Raw genomic sequence first — 15,583 nt, 5'->3', positions numbered from 1 at the left:
GACTGTACCCAGCGTTGTACGCACACTGATCGCAAGTTCGCGACCGAATGCGACAATCCATTCCTGCGCGGAACGCGAGACAATAAAATACGGTCTGTCGCGGAAGTATCTATGCTGACAGGCGTTGTTCGCAGCGCGATGAGGGAAGGCCGATTCGGCGTGGGTACCCATACACGGCATGTGCTCTTGCAGGTGCGCGATGTGCTGGGACGAGATGCCGACCGGTTCACCGCGAACTTCTATCTGCGCCTGTTCGCGATGAATCCCGAGCTGCGCGACCTCTTTCCGGCGAACATGGCCCATCAGCGAGCGACCCTGTTCCGGGTCATCGACTACGTACTCGAAACGGTCCCCGACAGCAGCAGCCATACCCATCTGCTGGACTTCCTCGGTCAGCTCGGCCGCGACCACCGCAAGTTCGGGGTCACCGAGGAGCACTACCAGCAGTTCCTCGTGGCGCTGACCCGTGAGATCGCTGCGACGATGGGCCCCCAATGGGATGAGGAGTCCGCAAATGTGGTGTCACAGGCGCTGATGCTCACCACGGGGGTGATGCGGGGCGCCGCACATTCGGCGAAGGGTCCTGCCACATGGCAGGCGACGGTCGCCGAGAAGTACCGGTTGTCCCGCGACCTGGCCATCGTGCGGCTGCTCAGCCGCACGCCGCTGACCTACTCGGCCGGCCAGTACCTCGAGGTGCAGATACCCCAATGGCCGCGGATATGGCGCCATCTCTCGCCGTCCATCCCCGCCAACCCCGCCGGTGAGCTGGAGTTCCACGTCCGGGCGGTTCCGGGCGGCTCGGTGAGCAACTCGATCGTCACCGAAACCCAGGTCGGCGACGTGTGGACGTTCGCGCAGAACCACGGAACCCTGCATCTGACGCCCGACCGCGACGTGTTGATGATCGCGGGCGGAACCGGGCTCGCACCCCTGCGGGCGATGATCATCGAACTCGCACGGCGGGTCGACGCGCCTCAGGTGCACCTGTTCTACGGTGCGCGGTACCCGGCCGATCTCTACGATCTGTCTTTCCTGTGGCAGATCGCGGCGACCAACCCGTGGCTCACCATCACCACCGTGGTGGAGGACGAGACCGATCCCTGGTGGAGCACCCCGAGCGAGCACGATCAGACCATCGAACTGGAACGGATGCAGGGCCAACTCGCCGACGCAGTACTCGGCTACGACCGCGACTGGACCGATCATCAAGTGCTGCTCGCCGGTTCACCGGAGATGCTGGCCACCACCCGGAGACGCCTGCTCATCGCGGGCATCCGAGCGAGCTTGATGCAGCACGACCCGGTTTAGGGCTGCGGCAGTTCTTCCGCCGGCAAACTCGGGTCGGTGACCGAAGTGGTTGTCGTGGAGGTTGTCGTCGTCTTGGTCGTCGTGGTCTCTTCCGGAGGATCGGTGGTCTCCGGAGGATCAGTTGTCACCGGCGGCGGTGGCTGGGTGACCGTGATCGGCGGCGGCGCCTGGGTGATGGTGGTCGGCGGCGCCGGCGGCGGAGCCGGGATCGTCCGAGTGCTGCTGGCAGGCACCGAGATCGTCGGAGACGAGATGCGCGAGAGCCCCTTCGACGTGGTCACAGGGGTGGTGGTGCTGGTGCTCGAGAACTTGGCGGTGACGGAGTTGTCGTCGCTCACGGTCTCGGGATTGTTGCTGCCACCGGTCATCACGACCGCGATGATCACCCCGACGGCCAGCAGCAGCGCGGCACCGGCGCTCGCCGAGAGCAGCACCCATCGGTTGTTGTCGCGACTGTGCCCGACCGCGGCGGCGGCGACCATGGCCGCGCCGCTGGCTGCCGCGTATTGAGGATCGTCCACCAGTTGCACGGGTAGTTGCAGGGCGTATTCGAGCGACGGCGCGACGCCGGGAACCTGCGCGCCCGGGCCCACCACCACAACTCCGTGGACGGCGTTGCTGGGGTTCGGGATGACCGCGATCGCATCGGCGAGGGTCTGCGCGCCCTCGGGCTCGGTGACCGGGAGCCGTTCGCCGAATCCGGACACCGCACTGGCCCCCACGACGGTGCGGGCCGAGGTGTCGATGAGTGCGACGGACTGGCCGGTGAACAGGGCCCCGGTGGTGTCGAGGTCGGCAACCACCACAACACCGCGTGAGCCGAACTGAGTGGTCGCGAGCTCGGCGAACGCGAGTGGGGTCCCGACGACGGTCGTGCGCGCGAACCACGCAGGTTTGATCGGACCGGCCGAGGAATCTGCCGGGTTCGGGGGCAGGATGAAGTCGGGCACGACCTTCGCGGCGAGGATGTCGTCGATCGCCAACTGCATTCCGCTGTCGGAGCACGCGATGGTGATCGCCGATGGCGTGATGGGTGCTGACTCGACCAACTGATAGATCGCGTCGAAGGCGATCTCAGGAGAAGGGCCCGTCAACTCCACGAAGTTGCGGGCCAATACCTCACCGGTGCCGGAATCGGCGACCACCGAGGCGATCTCCAGGTCGGTGATCGAAATCCCGAGTACCTGGCTCATACCTGAGTATCGCTCTCATCGAAGGCGCTGTTACCGAAACTCACGAATTGCGAGGCGGAATCGACTCCTGCCGATACCGTGCTCATCTGTCGCCGCGCTCGCGGCGCGGCTTCCACACGACCAGCGCGCTGGTTCGCGGCATCGGGACGAGCTCGCCGCGACTGCTCGCGCGATGGGCGGCGACCTCTGCCTCCAGTTCACGGATCCGGCTCTGCAGCGCGTCGACCTGGTTGGTCAACTCGATCACGCGCTTGATGCCGGCAAGGTTCACACCCTCGTCCTGCGACAGTCGCTGCACCTCGCGGAGCAGTTCGACGTCGCGGCTGGAATACCGCCGTCCGCCACCCGCCGCGCGCTGGGGGGTGACGAGCCCGAGGCGGTCGTAGGTGCGCAGTGTCTGCGCGTGCATGCCGGCCAGTTCGGCGGCCACCGAGATCACGAACATCCGCGCCGATTGATCGGCGGATTCACGTTCTTCACGGCGGGAGCTCATCACTTACCCCAATTCGCACGCGGGTCGAAACCGCTGGCCTTTTCTGCCGCGGCGTACTTGCCAAGAGCTTCGATGGCCGCGTCGTCGAGCTTCGGCGGCACTGCAACCTTCACAGTCACCAACAGATCGCCGGCGCCGCCTGCGCGTTTGGCGACACCGCGGCCGCGAACCCGCAGGGTGCGTCCGTCGACGGTGTTCGGCGGGATCTTCAACCCGACGCTGCCGTCGAGTGTCGGTACCGACACCGTGGTGCCGAGAACCAGTTCGGCGAAGGTCACCGGGAGGGTCACCTTCACGTCGTCGCCGCTGCGGGTGAACGTGCGGTCGGGTGAGACGTGGACGCTGACGTACAGGTCTCCCGACGGTGCTCCGCGCAGGCCCGCTTCGCCCTGCCCGGCAAGCCGGATCCTGCCGCCGTCGGACACACCGGGCGGGATGCGCACGGTGATCGGTCGGGTACGGACCGTGGCGCCGTCGCCCTCACACACCGGGCACGGATCGTCGATCTTGGATCCGGTGCCGCGGCAGTCCGAACACGGTTCGCTGAATCCGAATGCGCCCTGATTGCGGCTGACGACGCCGGCGCCGTTGCAGGTGGGGCACACCCGCGGACTGGTGCCGGGCTTCGCGCCACTGCCATGACAATTCGTGCACGGCGCCGAACTGGTGATGGTGATGGTCTTCGAGGTACCCAGCGCCGCCTCTTTGAAGGTCAGCGTGGTCTCGGTTTCCAGGTCGTTGCCGCGACGGCTGCGCGTCTGGGTGCCACGGGGGGTGGCGGTGCGGTTGAACAGACCACCGAACAGGTCGCTGAATCCGCCTGCGCCGCCGGCCGGTCCGCCCGCCGCGTCACCGAACAGATCGTTGAGGTTGAACTCCTGACCTCCGGCCGTGGTGCCGTAGCCGCCAGGGAATCCGGCAGCACCACCGCGACCGCGCGCGCCGGCGAACATCCGCCGGGTGTCGTCGTACTCTTTGCGCTTGGCCGGGTCGGACAGCACGCTGTGCGCCTCGGAAACCAGCTTGAAGCGTTCTTCGGCAGCCGGGTCGTTCGGGTTCGCATCGGGATGCAGTTCGCGCGCCAGCTTGCGGTAGGCCCGCTTGATGTCGTCGGCGGACGCATCGGATGCAACGCCCAGCGCTTTGTAGAAGTCCTGTTCGAGCCACTCACGTTGAGGAGCCACCAGGCGTCACCTCCTTCTCTTTCTCAAATCTCGTTGTGTGCAAAAAGTCTTGGTAGCGATCCCGGCCCAGGCGCGGTGCGCCTGGGCCGGAATGCTCATTCTTCGTTGGTCTGACCCGCAGGGGTCTGTACTGCCGGTTCCGGACCGTCGACCACCACGACCATGGCGGTGCGCAGTACCCGGTCGCCGAGCCGGAAACCTTGCCGGTACACCGTTCCGATCACCGGGTTCGATCCCTGACCTTCATGTTGCACCGCTTCGTGCAGCGCCGGGTCGAACTCGTCGCCCTCGGCCCCGAACGAGGCGAGACCGGCCGCGGTGAGTGTCTCGGTGATCTTATCGGCCACCGCACGCAGCGGGCCCGCTTCGAGGTCACCGTGCGCACGTGCGCGGTCCAGGTCGTCGAGGACGGGCAGCAGCGACTTGATGAGATCACCCTTGCCGTACTGCTGCGCGCTGACCTTCTCGCGCTCGGCGCGACGCCGATAGTTGGCGTACTCCGCGTGCACACGCTGCAGGTCGGCGAGCAACTCGGACTCCTTGTCCGAGCCCGCAACATCGGCGACTGCGTCGTCGATGGCCGCATCCACCGTGTCATCCGATTCCGGAGCGGGTGCCGCGTCTGCGCCGTCTACGGGCGCATCCGCGGCATCCGTGGCCGGAGGAGCTTCCTCCGTGGCGGTTACCGGATCGGATTCCGGACCGGTCACTTGGTCTCTCCGGCGTTGCTGTCAGCACCTTCGTCCACGACCTCGGCGTCGACGACATCGTCGGCCCCGCCGGCAGCGGCAGCTCCGTCACCTTCGGCAGCGGCGTTGGCGTAGATCGCCTGACCGAGCTCCTGGGAATCGGTGGTCAGCTTCTCGACAGCCGACTTCACGGCGCCGAGGTCGCTGCCCTTGAGAGCCTCACGCACGCCCTCGATCGAGCCTTCGACCTTGGTCTTGAGCTCGGCCGGGACCTTGTCGTCGGACTCCTTGAGGAACTTCTCGGTCTGGTTGACCAGCGACTCCGCCTGGTTGCGGGTCTCGGCCTCTTCGCGACGCTTCCGGTCTTCGTCGGCGTGCGCTTCGGCGTCCTTGATCATCCGATCGATCTCGTCCTTGGACAGGCCGGAGCCGTCCTGGATCCGGATGGTGTTCTCCTTGCCGGTGCCCTTGTCCTTGGCGGTGACATGCACGATGCCGTTGGCGTCGATGTCGAAGGTCACCTCGATCTGCGGGACACCCTGCGGTGCAGGCGCGATACCGGCCAGCTCGAACGAACCGAGCAGCTTGTTGTGCGAGGCGATCTCACGCTCACCCTGATACACCTGGATCTGCACCGACGGCTGGTTGTCCTCTGCGGTGGTGTAGGTCTCCGACCGCTTGGTCGGGATGGTGGTGTTGCGCTCGATCAGCTTGTGCATCACGCCGCCCTTGGTCTCGATACCGAGCGAGAGCGGGGTGACGTCGAGGAGCAGGACGTCCTTGACCTCACCGCGGAGCACACCGGCCTGCAGTGCGGCACCGACGGCCACGACCTCGTCCGGGTTGACACCCTTGTTGGGCTCGCGGCCTCCGGTCAGTTCACGCACCAGGTCGCTGACGGCGGGCATACGGGTGGAGCCACCGACGAGCACGACGTGGTCGATGTCGCCGACGGCGATGCCGGCGTCCTTGACCACGGCCTGGAACGGCGCACGGGTGCGCTCGAGCAGGTCGTTGGTGATCTTCTGGAACTCACTGCGGGTGAGCTGCTCGTCGAGGAACAGCGGGTTCTTGTCCGCGTCGACCGTGATGTAGGGCAGGTTGATCGAGGTGCTCTGTCCCGAGGACAGTTCGATCTTCGCCTTCTCGGCGGCCTCACGCAGACGCTGCAGGGCCATCTTGTCCTTGGTCAGGTCGATGCCGTTCTGCGCCTTGAACTTGTCGACGAGCCAGTCGACGACACGCTGATCCCAGTCGTCACCACCGAGGTGGTTGTCACCGGAGGTCGCCCGGACCTCGACGACACCGTCGCCGATCTCCAGCAGCGAGACGTCGAACGTACCGCCACCGAGGTCGAACACCAGGATGGTCTGTTCCTTCTCGCCCTTGTCCAGGCCGTACGCCAATGCGGCGGCGGTGGGCTCGTTGACGATACGGAGCACGTTGAGGCCGGCGATCTGGCCGGCTTCCTTGGTGGCCTGACGCTGGGCGTCGTTGAAGTACGCAGGGACGGTGATGACCGCGTCGACGACCTCGTCGCCCAGGTAGCTCTCGGCGTCGCGCTTGAGCTTCATCAGCGTGCGAGCGCTGATCTCCTGTGGCGTGTAGTTCTTGTCGTCGATGGACGTGGTCCAGTCCTCGCCCATGTGGCGCTTGACCGAACGGATGGTGCGGTCGACGTTGGTGACTGCCTGGTTCTTGGCCGGCTGTCCGACCAGAACCTCGCCGTTGCGGGCGAATGCAACCACCGACGGGGTGGTGCGGGCGCCCTCGGCGTTGGCGATAACGGTGGGTTCGCCACCTTCGAGCACAGAGACCACCGAGTTGGTGGTGCCCAGGTCGATTCCAACAGCACGAGCCATTTGTTGCCTCCTATAAGCAGTGCGGCGCAACCGTGCGCGCACAATTTGTTCACGTTTGAGGTCTGTGACGACCTCTTCTTGGGGTCTGAAACCTCAGCGCGATCGACTCAACTGTTACCGGTCGATGCCATTCACGTCAAACCGGGTTGAGTCTTCGCGGCTCAGGTCTCTCGAGAGGTGTAACGGACCAAGTGCGCAAACTGTTCCCGAATATCTCAAATAGTTGAGTCGATCTGACTCAAGGTGGGCCATTGCCTCCGGAAGTCCACGGCTGGGGCGCCAGGCTCGTTACGCTCAGACCGTGACACCGCCCGATCCGATTCCTCCGCGCCCCCGTCCGGCCCGTCCCGAGATCCGGATCGAACCGCTGCACGATCCGATCCCTGACGAGCGGCCCCGGGTTCTCGACATCGCGGCGGTGATCTGGCTGCTCACGCTGGTCGCTTTGGTGGTGACGGCCGCGATGGTCGGCTTCGACCAGGCAGACGTGCGCGCCGAACTGACCCGCTCTCTCGCCGAGGACAACCTGTCGGCAACCCCGGAGGAACTCGCCGACACCGTGAAGATCGCGATGATCGCCAGTGGTGTGGTGGCGTTCCTCGTGTTGGCGTGCGGCCTGTTCGGGATTCTCCGGCTGCGTGACCGTGTGCCGTCGAGCCGAAGCCTCCTCGCAACCATCGGTGTGGTCGCGGCGATCGGGGCGGTCGCGTTCTGGACGGTCATCGACCCGGCCCGCGACGTCCTCGGCGCTGCGGCCGGATGGCTGCCGCTCGCAGTCGCGGCAGGAGCAGCCGTCGCCACCGCACTGCTGTTCGCCCCCGCGATCAGCCGATGGCTCAAGGGCGCGCCGATTCGTCGTTGAAGACCAGGTCGCTGAAACCGGGGTCGCCGAGAACCGGGGCTAGCGCTCGTCGATCGTGGTGGTGATCAGTGTCATCGCAGGCTTCTTCGGGGTGGAACCGAAGCCGAAACGAACCGGTGGGTCGACGTCGGTCAATCCGCCGAGATCGTTGCCCTGCCACCCCGCAACCACCGACTCGATGCGCCGCTGACCCCGCGCGCCGTAATACTCGCGGCGACCTCCGCCTGCCGAGCCGCGGGTTCGCACACCGCGCAGGAACACCCGGGCGATCGGGTCGCTGACGGCACAGAACCACGGCGCGGTGACCACGGCACGCGGCATCAGTGACAGCAGCCGTCCGAGCAGGGTCGGCGCGCCGACGACAAATGACAACTCCAGATCGCCCGCCCGCACCGACACCCGCGAGCCGTCCGATTCGTAGGTCACGTCGGCGATCACGCTGCGGTCGAAATGGTAGGTGGCGGTGACGAAGTCGCGTACCTCATCACTCGGTGCGATGAGCAGCCGCTCACCGTCGGCGAACTCGACCATGACGTCGGCGAAGTCGCCCAGATGTGATGTCGGCCAGTGCCCGACCACGATACGAACGCCCGCAGCGGTTCCCATCCCGGAGATGTCGCCGTCGAAACGCAGGCGCGTCACGGTGTCGTCACTGCGAATCGAGCTCGGCGAGAATACCTTCGGCGCTGCGGGCGGCGACCGTGCACGCCACCGCTGTCGGCCGGTCGAACAGCGGATGGGCGGCACGGGTGCGCCAGCGCCGCACCGCTTCCATCGCGGCCTTGCGATGCAGATCGACGCTGTCGTCGGGTGCGATACCGAGCCGGGCCCAGGGTTCGATGCCCGAGCCACCGATGATGCGTTGCAGGTCGTCGCGGTCCTGGGGCGGCAACTGGATTCCCCCGGTGCGCAGTTTGCCGAGCAACCGCAGCTCGGCGAAGCCGTGAACATCGGCCAGCATCCGCGCCGTCGCCTTGCGCAGCTCTTCGGTCTCGGCCGAATCATAGTGCGCAAGTATGCGTTCCAGGGCAATCAGGGCGGTGTGGGTCTTGAGCTGATCGGCGCGCTGCCCGAACTGCACATCGATGATCTGCCGGAGTTCGGTGAGTCCGCTGCGGTCGACCAGTTCGGTTGCCAGAGTCGGTGAGTCGGGGGTTCCGAGCCGGATCAGGGTGACGGCCATCCGGATGCCGTACATACCGAAGCGGTCGAGCAACTCCGCACGCAGACCAGGCTCGACGGGCAGCGGGGTCTCGGGCCGGACGAATCGGTCGGCCGAGAGCATCGCCAGCGAGAGTTCTTCGGGCGCAACGGCAGCCAACGCAACGAACGCCGAGTACTCGACCTGCCGCAGGGTGCGCGCGCCGAGAGCCAGCAGGCCCGCGACCGGCACCACAGCCTGACAGAGGCCGGTGCGTTCGAGCTCGTTGGCGAACCGCGCCGCAACCTGTTTGGCCGACATCATCGCGTCCACCCGGCCCGCGCCGACCTCGTCGGCCCGCGACACCACACCCACCACGCCCAGTGGCCCGGACTCACCGCCGATGGACTCCCCGATCCTGCTGAGGAAGGCGGTGTCGGTACTGGTGAGCGTGCGCAGTAGATAGACCACCGCGTCCGCGCCCGACTCGCCGTCCTCGGGGGTGAGCATGTCGACGGTCAGTGCCGACACGTCCCGCGACAGCGACGCCGTACCCGGGGTGTCGATGATGGTCATCGACCGCAACGCCCTCGCCGGCCACTCGACGTCGAGGCGGTCGACGCGTTCGGCGGTCAGATCGCCGAAGTCGAAGGTGAGGTGGCCATTTCGGCGCAACACGGGGATCCCGGCCGATCGCTCGCCGTCGTACCGGGCCGTGACCTTGGGATTGACTCCGCGCCGGTACCAGGTGACCACGCGGGTGCACTCGGTGGCGTCGGTCGGTGCGATGTCCTGGCCGACCATCGCGTTGAGCAGGGTCGACTTGCCCGCCTTCAACGACCCCGCGATGGCGATGCGCAGCGGTTCGTCGAGTCGGTCGGAACAGTCGGCCAGCCGGGCGGCCGCCCAGCGGTCACGTCCGCACACCTTCTCGGCGGCGTCGAGCAGCTCACGGGCGCGGTCGAGGGTACTCACTCCACGGCCCGATCCGCCGATGCCGATGTGACCGCCGGGGTTGCCGCAGCGCCCCCCGTGGCCTCGATGGCCGGATCCAGCTGCAACGCCACCTTTCGCAGCGCCGCAACAGCTTTGAGTTCCTGCTCGAGTTCGGCGGTCCGGGTTCGCTGTTCGGAGCCGGCCATCGCCGCGGCCTCTTGGGCCGCCTGCAGCGAGTCACCTATCGACCGTGCCGACTGCTCGGCGACCTGGGTGAAATGGTCACGCAACGTCCGCTGGATGTGGCGGAGCCGATCCTTGGACTCCTTGCCGACCTGGAAGCTGACGTCGTCGGTGAACTTGCGGATGGAAGCCTTGGCCTTGTTCCGCCGTTCGTTGGTGCGCGCCTCTTTGTCGTCCTTGTATGCCTTGGTGCCCAACAGGAGTCCGGCACCGACCGAGATCGGGTTGATCAGCGCGAGCCCGGCAAAGGTGCCGATGAGGCCGAACATCAGCACTCCGCCGTAGGAGCCCCGCATACCGATCAGCACCTTCTGGGTGATGCCGACCTTTCCGGACTCGAGGTCGGAGAGTTCGGTGACCGGATCGAAGATGCCGTCGATGTCGGTGATGTCGAGGCGCGGCAGGTTGGCCTCGGCGGTGTCGGCGAAGTGCTCGGCCACCCGTTCGGCGAGCCACACCGCCCGCTCGTGCGCCCACACGAAGTTGTCGCCGACGGCCACCGCGATCTGGTCCTCGATCCATTCGGTGAGCTGCGGCCAGTCCTTGCCCGGATCACCCTCGTCGACAGCCTGTTCGGCCTCGCGGGTGATGGCGCGCAACCGGTCTCGCAGGTCGTGGTCGATGTCGGCGGCGAGGTCGGTGATGCCGTCGGCGAGGGTCTGCTGCCACAGCGACGACCGCTTCTGCATGTCCTCGGCGGCAGTTTTGGCTCGGGTGAGTTCAGCGACCGCGGCAGCGGCAGTCTCGGGACTGCGCATCGCCGCGAGTTCACTGCCCAGGGTGAGGGCCAGGTGCTCGGACACCGAACGCAGGTCCAGGGCCACTGATTCGCGAGTCGAGTGGTCGGCCCGGGCGACCACCCGCTCCCGGAGGAATCGGTACACCTCCACGAACCCGGCCTCGACATTGAGCGAGTCGTCGCCGAGACGCAGTGCGTGCGAACGCAGCATGGACGACACCGGCAGCAGCTGGACGTCGAGCCCCTCGCGCTGGAGGTGTGCCCGGTCGGCGTCGACGATCTGACGCCAGTGGGGATACAGGTCGGTTTTGGTGATCAGACAGGCGACGGTCGGGCACAGCGTCATCACCTGGCGAAGAAAAGAGATCTCGGGCTCGGTGAACTCTTGGCTTGCATCGGACACCACAAAAACCGCGTCTGCGGATGGGATCAGCCCGAGAGTGCTTGCGGCATGCGGGTTCCCGTGTCCGCCGACGCCGGGGGTGTCGACAAGCACCAGGCCGTCGGCCAGCAGCGGGCTGGGGACGTTGACCTCGAGCCGGGTGATGTCGCGTCCCTCGGCCAGCGGGTGGTCGGGGGTCACGGAGGTGAGCTGGTCCATCGGCAACGGGGTGCGCACAGGGTCACTGCCCGGTTGCGCGAGAACCAGTTCGGCGGACGGCTGCTGCCCGTTCTGCACGAGCGTGGGCACGGCGGTGGTCTCGTCGTCGCCGACCGAACACACCTCGACGTTCAGCAGGGAGTTGACGAACTGGCTCTTGCCCTGCTTGAGCGGCCCCACCACCACGATCCGCACGCGCGGATCGGTGACCCGAGTGCGGGCTCCCTCGAGCCGGTCGACCAGGTCCTGCCGTCCGGACTTGGCAGCGATCTGACCCATCCGGCCCAACAGCTCGCCCAGCCGGCCCGGCTGAGCGCCTTCGGGTGCACCGTCGGCGGGCGCGGCCGACGATCCGGCGATGCTCTTCATGCTGAGGCGCTTTTCATCGGTCATCCGGTCTGCTGGTCGTCGAAATGATGAAGGGTCTACCGAGAACACAACCACATCGGTCCCGCACACGTAACCGTGTGCGGGACCGATGGTGTTACAGGGTCAGCGACAACACCCCTCGTCCACGTCGTCGAGTTCGGGTCTTGTCCGTCAGTCGTCGAGGGCGCCGCCCGCGTCGACCTGTCCGCCTCCGTCGGTGGTGGTGTCGGCGTCGGCTCCGCCGAGCAGTCCGCCCGTCAGTCCGCTGTCGCCGGTGAGCGCCCCGGTGAGTCCGGTGTCACCGGTGCCGAATGCGTTGTCGGCGTCGATGTCCGACCAGCCGCCCGCGTTTCCTCCGACCACTCCGGTGGTGGTGTCGGCCACTCCGCCGGTCACGCCGCCGACCACATCTCCGGTCACCTCGGCCGGTCCGGTACCCGCGTCCGCAGTGAGATCCAGCGGTGCAGGAGCACCGACCCCGCCGCCGAGTCCGGCCACGCCGTCGAGAGCATTCTCGAGCTCACCGGTAGCCCCTCCCGTCAGTACGGACTCGACGCCGCCGCCCAGTCCCAGACCGCCTGCGGCGTCACCGCCGACCACGCCGCCGATGGCGCCACCTGCGTCGAGGTCACCGCCCGCAGCACCGCCGACCGCGCCGACAAGACCTGCATCGATGTCGGTGGCCGCACCCAGCAGCGCGTTCGCCGAGGTGTCGGCATCAGCGATCAATCCGCCGCCTGCGGCGACAACTCCACCCACTGCGGTCTCCACACCGCCGCCTACGATGGCGCCGGCGCCGAGTCCTCCGGCGATGCCTGCATCACCGGCAGCTTCGAGGCCGCCGACCAGGGCAGCAGCGGCGGCGAGTCCACCGGCCGCACCGGCATCGAGGGCTCCGTCGATTCCGCCGACCAGCGCGCCGCCTGCACCCAGCGCGGTACCGATCCCGGCACCGACCTCCGTCTCCACGAGTCCGCCGAGGTCGGCTGCGACCAGGCCGGCTGCGCCGAGCGCGGTACCGAGGACTGCGCCGAACTCGCCGGCGAGACCACCGTCGATGTCGAGGGCGCCGTCCAGGACCACACCCAGTGCGCCACCGAGGTCGAGGCCGCCTTCGAGCAGTCCGGCGAGCTCACCGGCCAGCGCGCCTTCGAGCGCTCCGCCGATCGTTGCTCCCAGCGTCGCTCCGACGGTGGCGGCCAGTGCGCCACCGGCGGCGAGCGCAGCGGCCACCTCGGCACCGAGATCGGTGTCGAGGACCGCATCGAGACCCAGGGCCGCGGTCAGACCGGCAACGAGTTCGGCTCCCAGACCGGCGTCGAGGTCGCCGACCGCACCGATCACAGCGCCGAGAACGCCTCCGAACTCGGCACCGAGTTCGCCACCGGCAGCCAGGACCCCGGCGAGTGCGGCCGCGAGTTCGGTGGCCAGGCCGCCTGCCAGCAGTGCGGTGAGGTCGGCCCCGATCACGCCGCCTGCGGCGAGTGCGGCTTCGAGCACGCCACCGAAGACGCCGGCGATCTCCGCGGCTCCGTCCAGTCCGAGCGCGCCGCCCACGATTGCGCCGAGCGCGAGCCCGAGGTCGAGGCCGCCGGCCAGCAGCCCGGCGAGCTGTGCGCCGAAGTCGGCGTCGAGCAATCCACCGATTGCACCGCCGAGGGCAAGACCCAGTCCGGCGGCGACTTCGCCTCCGGCAGCCAGCACTCCCGACAGCGCGGTGCCAAGGGCGAGACCGAGGTCGGCTCCGCCTGCGAGCAATGCGGCGAGGTCGAGGTCGCCGAAGGCGCCGAGGGCGGCTTCGAACGCTCCGGTCAGGCCGGCGGCGAGACCGCCGCCGAGTCCGAACACCCCGGCGAGTGCCGCGGCCAGTGCGCCGTCGACATCCAGGAGGGCTTCGAGATCTGCGGCGCCGGCCAGTTCGAGCGCGGCACCGAGGACACCACCGAGCGCCAGACCGAACTCGCCTGCCAGGTCACCACCGGCCGCCAGCACGGCAACCAGCGCGCCCTGCAGAGTCGCGGTGAGTCCGCCGGCAAGCAGTGCGGTCAGGTCGGCTGCCAGCAGGCCGCCGGCTCCGAAGGCCGCGGCCAGCGCAGCTCCGAAACCGGCCGCGATGTCTGCGACAGCGCCCAGTCCGAGAGCTCCTTCGAGGATCGCGCCGAGTGCGAGTCCCAGGTCCAGGCCACCTGCCAGCAGACCGGCCAGCTGGGCCCCGAAGTCTGCTTCGAGAAGTCCGCCGAGCACACCACCGAGGGCAAGGCCCAGTCCGGCAGCGATCTCCCCGCCGACTGCGAGCACACCGGCCAGAGCGGTTCCGAGCGCCAGGCCCAGTTCGGCACCGCCGGCGAGCAGCGCAGCGAGGTCGACCGCGCCGAATGCGCCGAGGGCGGCATCAAGAGCCCCGGCCAGTACGACGGTCAGACCGCCGCCGAGTCCGAGGACACCGGCCAGCGCAGCAGCCAGGGCACCGTCGACGGCAAGGAGGGCCTCGAGATCGAGGACACCGGCCAGTTCGACTGCGGCACCGAGCAGTGCGCCGAGGGCCAATCCGAACTCTCCGGCGAGGTCACCACCGACGGCCAGGGCCGCGGCCAGTGCACCCTGCAGGGTCGCCGTCAGGCCGCCGGCGAGGGCCAGCAGCAGGTTCGCATCGAGCAGTCCGGCGAGTGCACCGGTGAGTGCGCCGGTGACGTCGAGGACACCGGCGAGGGCTGCACCGAACTGCGCGGCCAGACCGGCACCGAGGCCAAGGACGCCGGTGAGCGCCGCGCCCAGGGCCAGTCCGGCATCGAGACCGGCCGCGAGTGCGGCGGCCAGGTTCGCCGCGAGGGCACCACCGAGTCCGATGGCGCCGCCGATCACCGCACCGAAGGCCGCACCGATGCCGGCGGCAAGGGCGCCACCGAGTTCGAGCGCCGCGGTGAGAGCGCCGCCGATGACGGTGGCGAAGCCGAGGGCTGCGTCGAGGTCGAGGCCACCGACCACGGCCAGAGCGGCGTTGATCGCTGCGGCCAGGCCTGCGGTCAATTCACCGGTGACGCCGAGTCCGGCGCCGAGGACAGCCGCCACGGTTGCGCCGATGTCCAGTACGCCGTCGAGGTCGAAGATCGCTCCGAGGCCACCGCTGAGGTCCAGGATGCCGCCGACGATGGCGCCGATGGCTACGCCGAGACCGGCAGCGATCTCGCCGCCGACCGCCACACCACCGGCGAGTGCCGCCGCCAACACCACCGCGAGCTGCCCGGCGAAGTCCAGGTCACCGAAGTTGATCCCGCCGAGGTCGAGACCTCCGAGATCGATGAGCCCGAGATCGATGTTCCCCAGGTCGATTGATCCGAAGTCGAAGTTGCCGGAGTTCCCGAAGTTGATGCTTCCGAAGTCGATGTTCCCGAACTCGAAGCCACCGAGGTCGATGTCACCGAAGTTCACGTCGCCGAAGTCGATGTTCCCGAGCTGCAGACCGCCGACGGCGAGGCCGCCACCGATCGCGCCGACGTTGATCGCTCCGATGCCCCCACCGCCATTGCCGGCATTGATGATGTTGGTCAACCGCGACCCACCCGCGAACAATCCGGATTCGGCAACCATCGGTGCCGCGGCGACGATGTCGGCGTGGCAGAGCTCGGGCAGGCCGGCCGCGTTCAGCGCACCCTGCGGGTTCAGGCAGTAGGCGTTGGCGGCTTTCTCGTCGCGGAGGAGGCCGAGGATGAAATCGAGTACTGCGTTGCTGGGCATGGCGTTCTCCTGTTGCCGGGCGGATCCAGGTGGGTCCGCTGAGATTGTCTCCACGCTATGAGTTCTGCGGACCCGGCCCAACGGGCCAACGCCCCCTTCGTCGCTGATGGGGGCGTTAGGGGAAGCCCCCCGGTGCATTAGGGGGTCTAGGGGATCGACCCCGCACATCCGCGACCACCCGCCGAACCGGTAACACCATCCCTACCTGCGGCGACATCATGGGAG

Annotated in this window: 11 protein-coding genes; 2 read left to right on the top strand and 9 right to left on the bottom strand. The window is 67.8% G+C overall.

From position 1 onward, the window contains the following. The first annotated feature begins 159 nt into the window (after nucleotides 1-159). The gene (locus WIMU1_RS10630; protein WP_062797005.1) at nucleotides 160-1,311 is read left to right on the top strand and encodes an FAD-binding oxidoreductase; all 1,152 of its coding nucleotides are present in this window, start codon (nucleotides 160-162) and stop codon (nucleotides 1,309-1,311) included. Here WIMU1_RS10630 and WIMU1_RS10625 read toward each other — a convergent pair. From WIMU1_RS10625 to dnaK, 5 genes are all read right to left on the bottom strand, one after another. Beyond that, entirely contained in the window at nucleotides 1,308-2,504 is a 1,197-nt protein-coding gene (locus WIMU1_RS10625; protein ID WP_062797003.1) for a DUF7159 family protein, read from the bottom strand. The genes WIMU1_RS10630 and WIMU1_RS10625 overlap by 4 nt on opposite strands. A gap of 82 nt (nucleotides 2,505-2,586) precedes the next feature. Further along, on the bottom strand, nucleotides 2,587-2,997 hold the full coding sequence (locus tag WIMU1_RS10620; protein WP_023957654.1) for a heat shock protein transcriptional repressor HspR: 411 nt from the start codon (nucleotides 2,995-2,997) through the stop codon (nucleotides 2,587-2,589). Continuing rightward, nucleotides 2,997-4,181 carry a molecular chaperone DnaJ gene (gene dnaJ, locus WIMU1_RS10615; RefSeq protein WP_030175885.1) on the bottom strand — a complete coding sequence of 395 codons (1,185 nt, stop codon included), beginning with the start codon at nucleotides 4,179-4,181 and terminating at the stop codon, nucleotides 2,997-2,999. The genes WIMU1_RS10620 and dnaJ overlap by 1 nt, the downstream gene beginning before the upstream one ends. Nucleotides 4,182-4,276: 95 nt before the next feature. Further along, nucleotides 4,277-4,891 carry a nucleotide exchange factor GrpE gene (gene grpE, locus WIMU1_RS10610; protein ID WP_062797001.1) on the bottom strand — a complete coding sequence of 205 codons (615 nt, stop codon included), beginning with the start codon at nucleotides 4,889-4,891 and terminating at the stop codon, nucleotides 4,277-4,279. Next, nucleotides 4,888-6,732, bottom strand: a complete 1,845-nt coding sequence (gene dnaK / locus WIMU1_RS10605) for a molecular chaperone DnaK (protein WP_023957660.1) — start codon at nucleotides 6,730-6,732, stop codon at nucleotides 4,888-4,890. The genes grpE and dnaK overlap by 4 nt, the downstream gene beginning before the upstream one ends. A gap of 301 nt (nucleotides 6,733-7,033) precedes the next feature. Between dnaK and WIMU1_RS10600 the strand changes: the two genes are divergently transcribed. Continuing rightward, complete coding sequence (locus tag WIMU1_RS10600) at nucleotides 7,034-7,594, top strand: hypothetical protein (protein ID WP_062796999.1); 561 nt, start codon at nucleotides 7,034-7,036, stop codon at nucleotides 7,592-7,594. Nucleotides 7,595-7,633: 39 nt separating this feature from the next. Here WIMU1_RS10600 and WIMU1_RS10595 read toward each other — a convergent pair whose 3' ends face one another. The 4 genes from WIMU1_RS10595 to WIMU1_RS10580 all read right to left on the bottom strand — a co-directional run bounded on the left by WIMU1_RS10595 (nucleotide 7,634) and on the right by WIMU1_RS10580 (nucleotide 15,358). Further along, nucleotides 7,634-8,236, bottom strand: coding sequence for a hypothetical protein (locus WIMU1_RS10595; RefSeq protein ID WP_062796997.1), 603 nt, complete (start codon nucleotides 8,234-8,236; stop codon nucleotides 7,634-7,636). Between the two features lie 7 nt (nucleotides 8,237-8,243). Further along, nucleotides 8,244-9,710, bottom strand: coding sequence for a dynamin family protein (locus WIMU1_RS10590; RefSeq protein WP_062796995.1), 1,467 nt, complete (start codon nucleotides 9,708-9,710; stop codon nucleotides 8,244-8,246). Then, nucleotides 9,707-11,647, bottom strand: a complete 1,941-nt coding sequence (locus WIMU1_RS10585; RefSeq protein ID WP_245968909.1) for a dynamin family protein — start codon at nucleotides 11,645-11,647, stop codon at nucleotides 9,707-9,709. Before WIMU1_RS10585 ends, WIMU1_RS10590 begins: the two co-directional genes overlap by 4 nt. A gap of 147 nt (nucleotides 11,648-11,794) precedes the next feature. After that, the gene (locus tag WIMU1_RS10580; RefSeq protein ID WP_062796994.1) at nucleotides 11,795-15,358 is read right to left on the bottom strand and encodes an IniB N-terminal domain-containing protein; all 3,564 of its coding nucleotides are present in this window, start codon (nucleotides 15,356-15,358) and stop codon (nucleotides 11,795-11,797) included. Between the last annotated feature and the right edge of the window lie 225 nt (nucleotides 15,359-15,583).

Origin of the sequence: Williamsia muralis NBRC 105860 (genome assembly GCF_001598915.1) — a bacterium.
Classification (GTDB): domain Bacteria; phylum Actinomycetota; class Actinomycetes; order Mycobacteriales; family Mycobacteriaceae; genus Williamsia; species Williamsia muralis.
The sequence above is the reverse complement of the archived record's forward strand: the minus strand, read 5'-3'. Positions and strand labels throughout refer to the sequence as shown.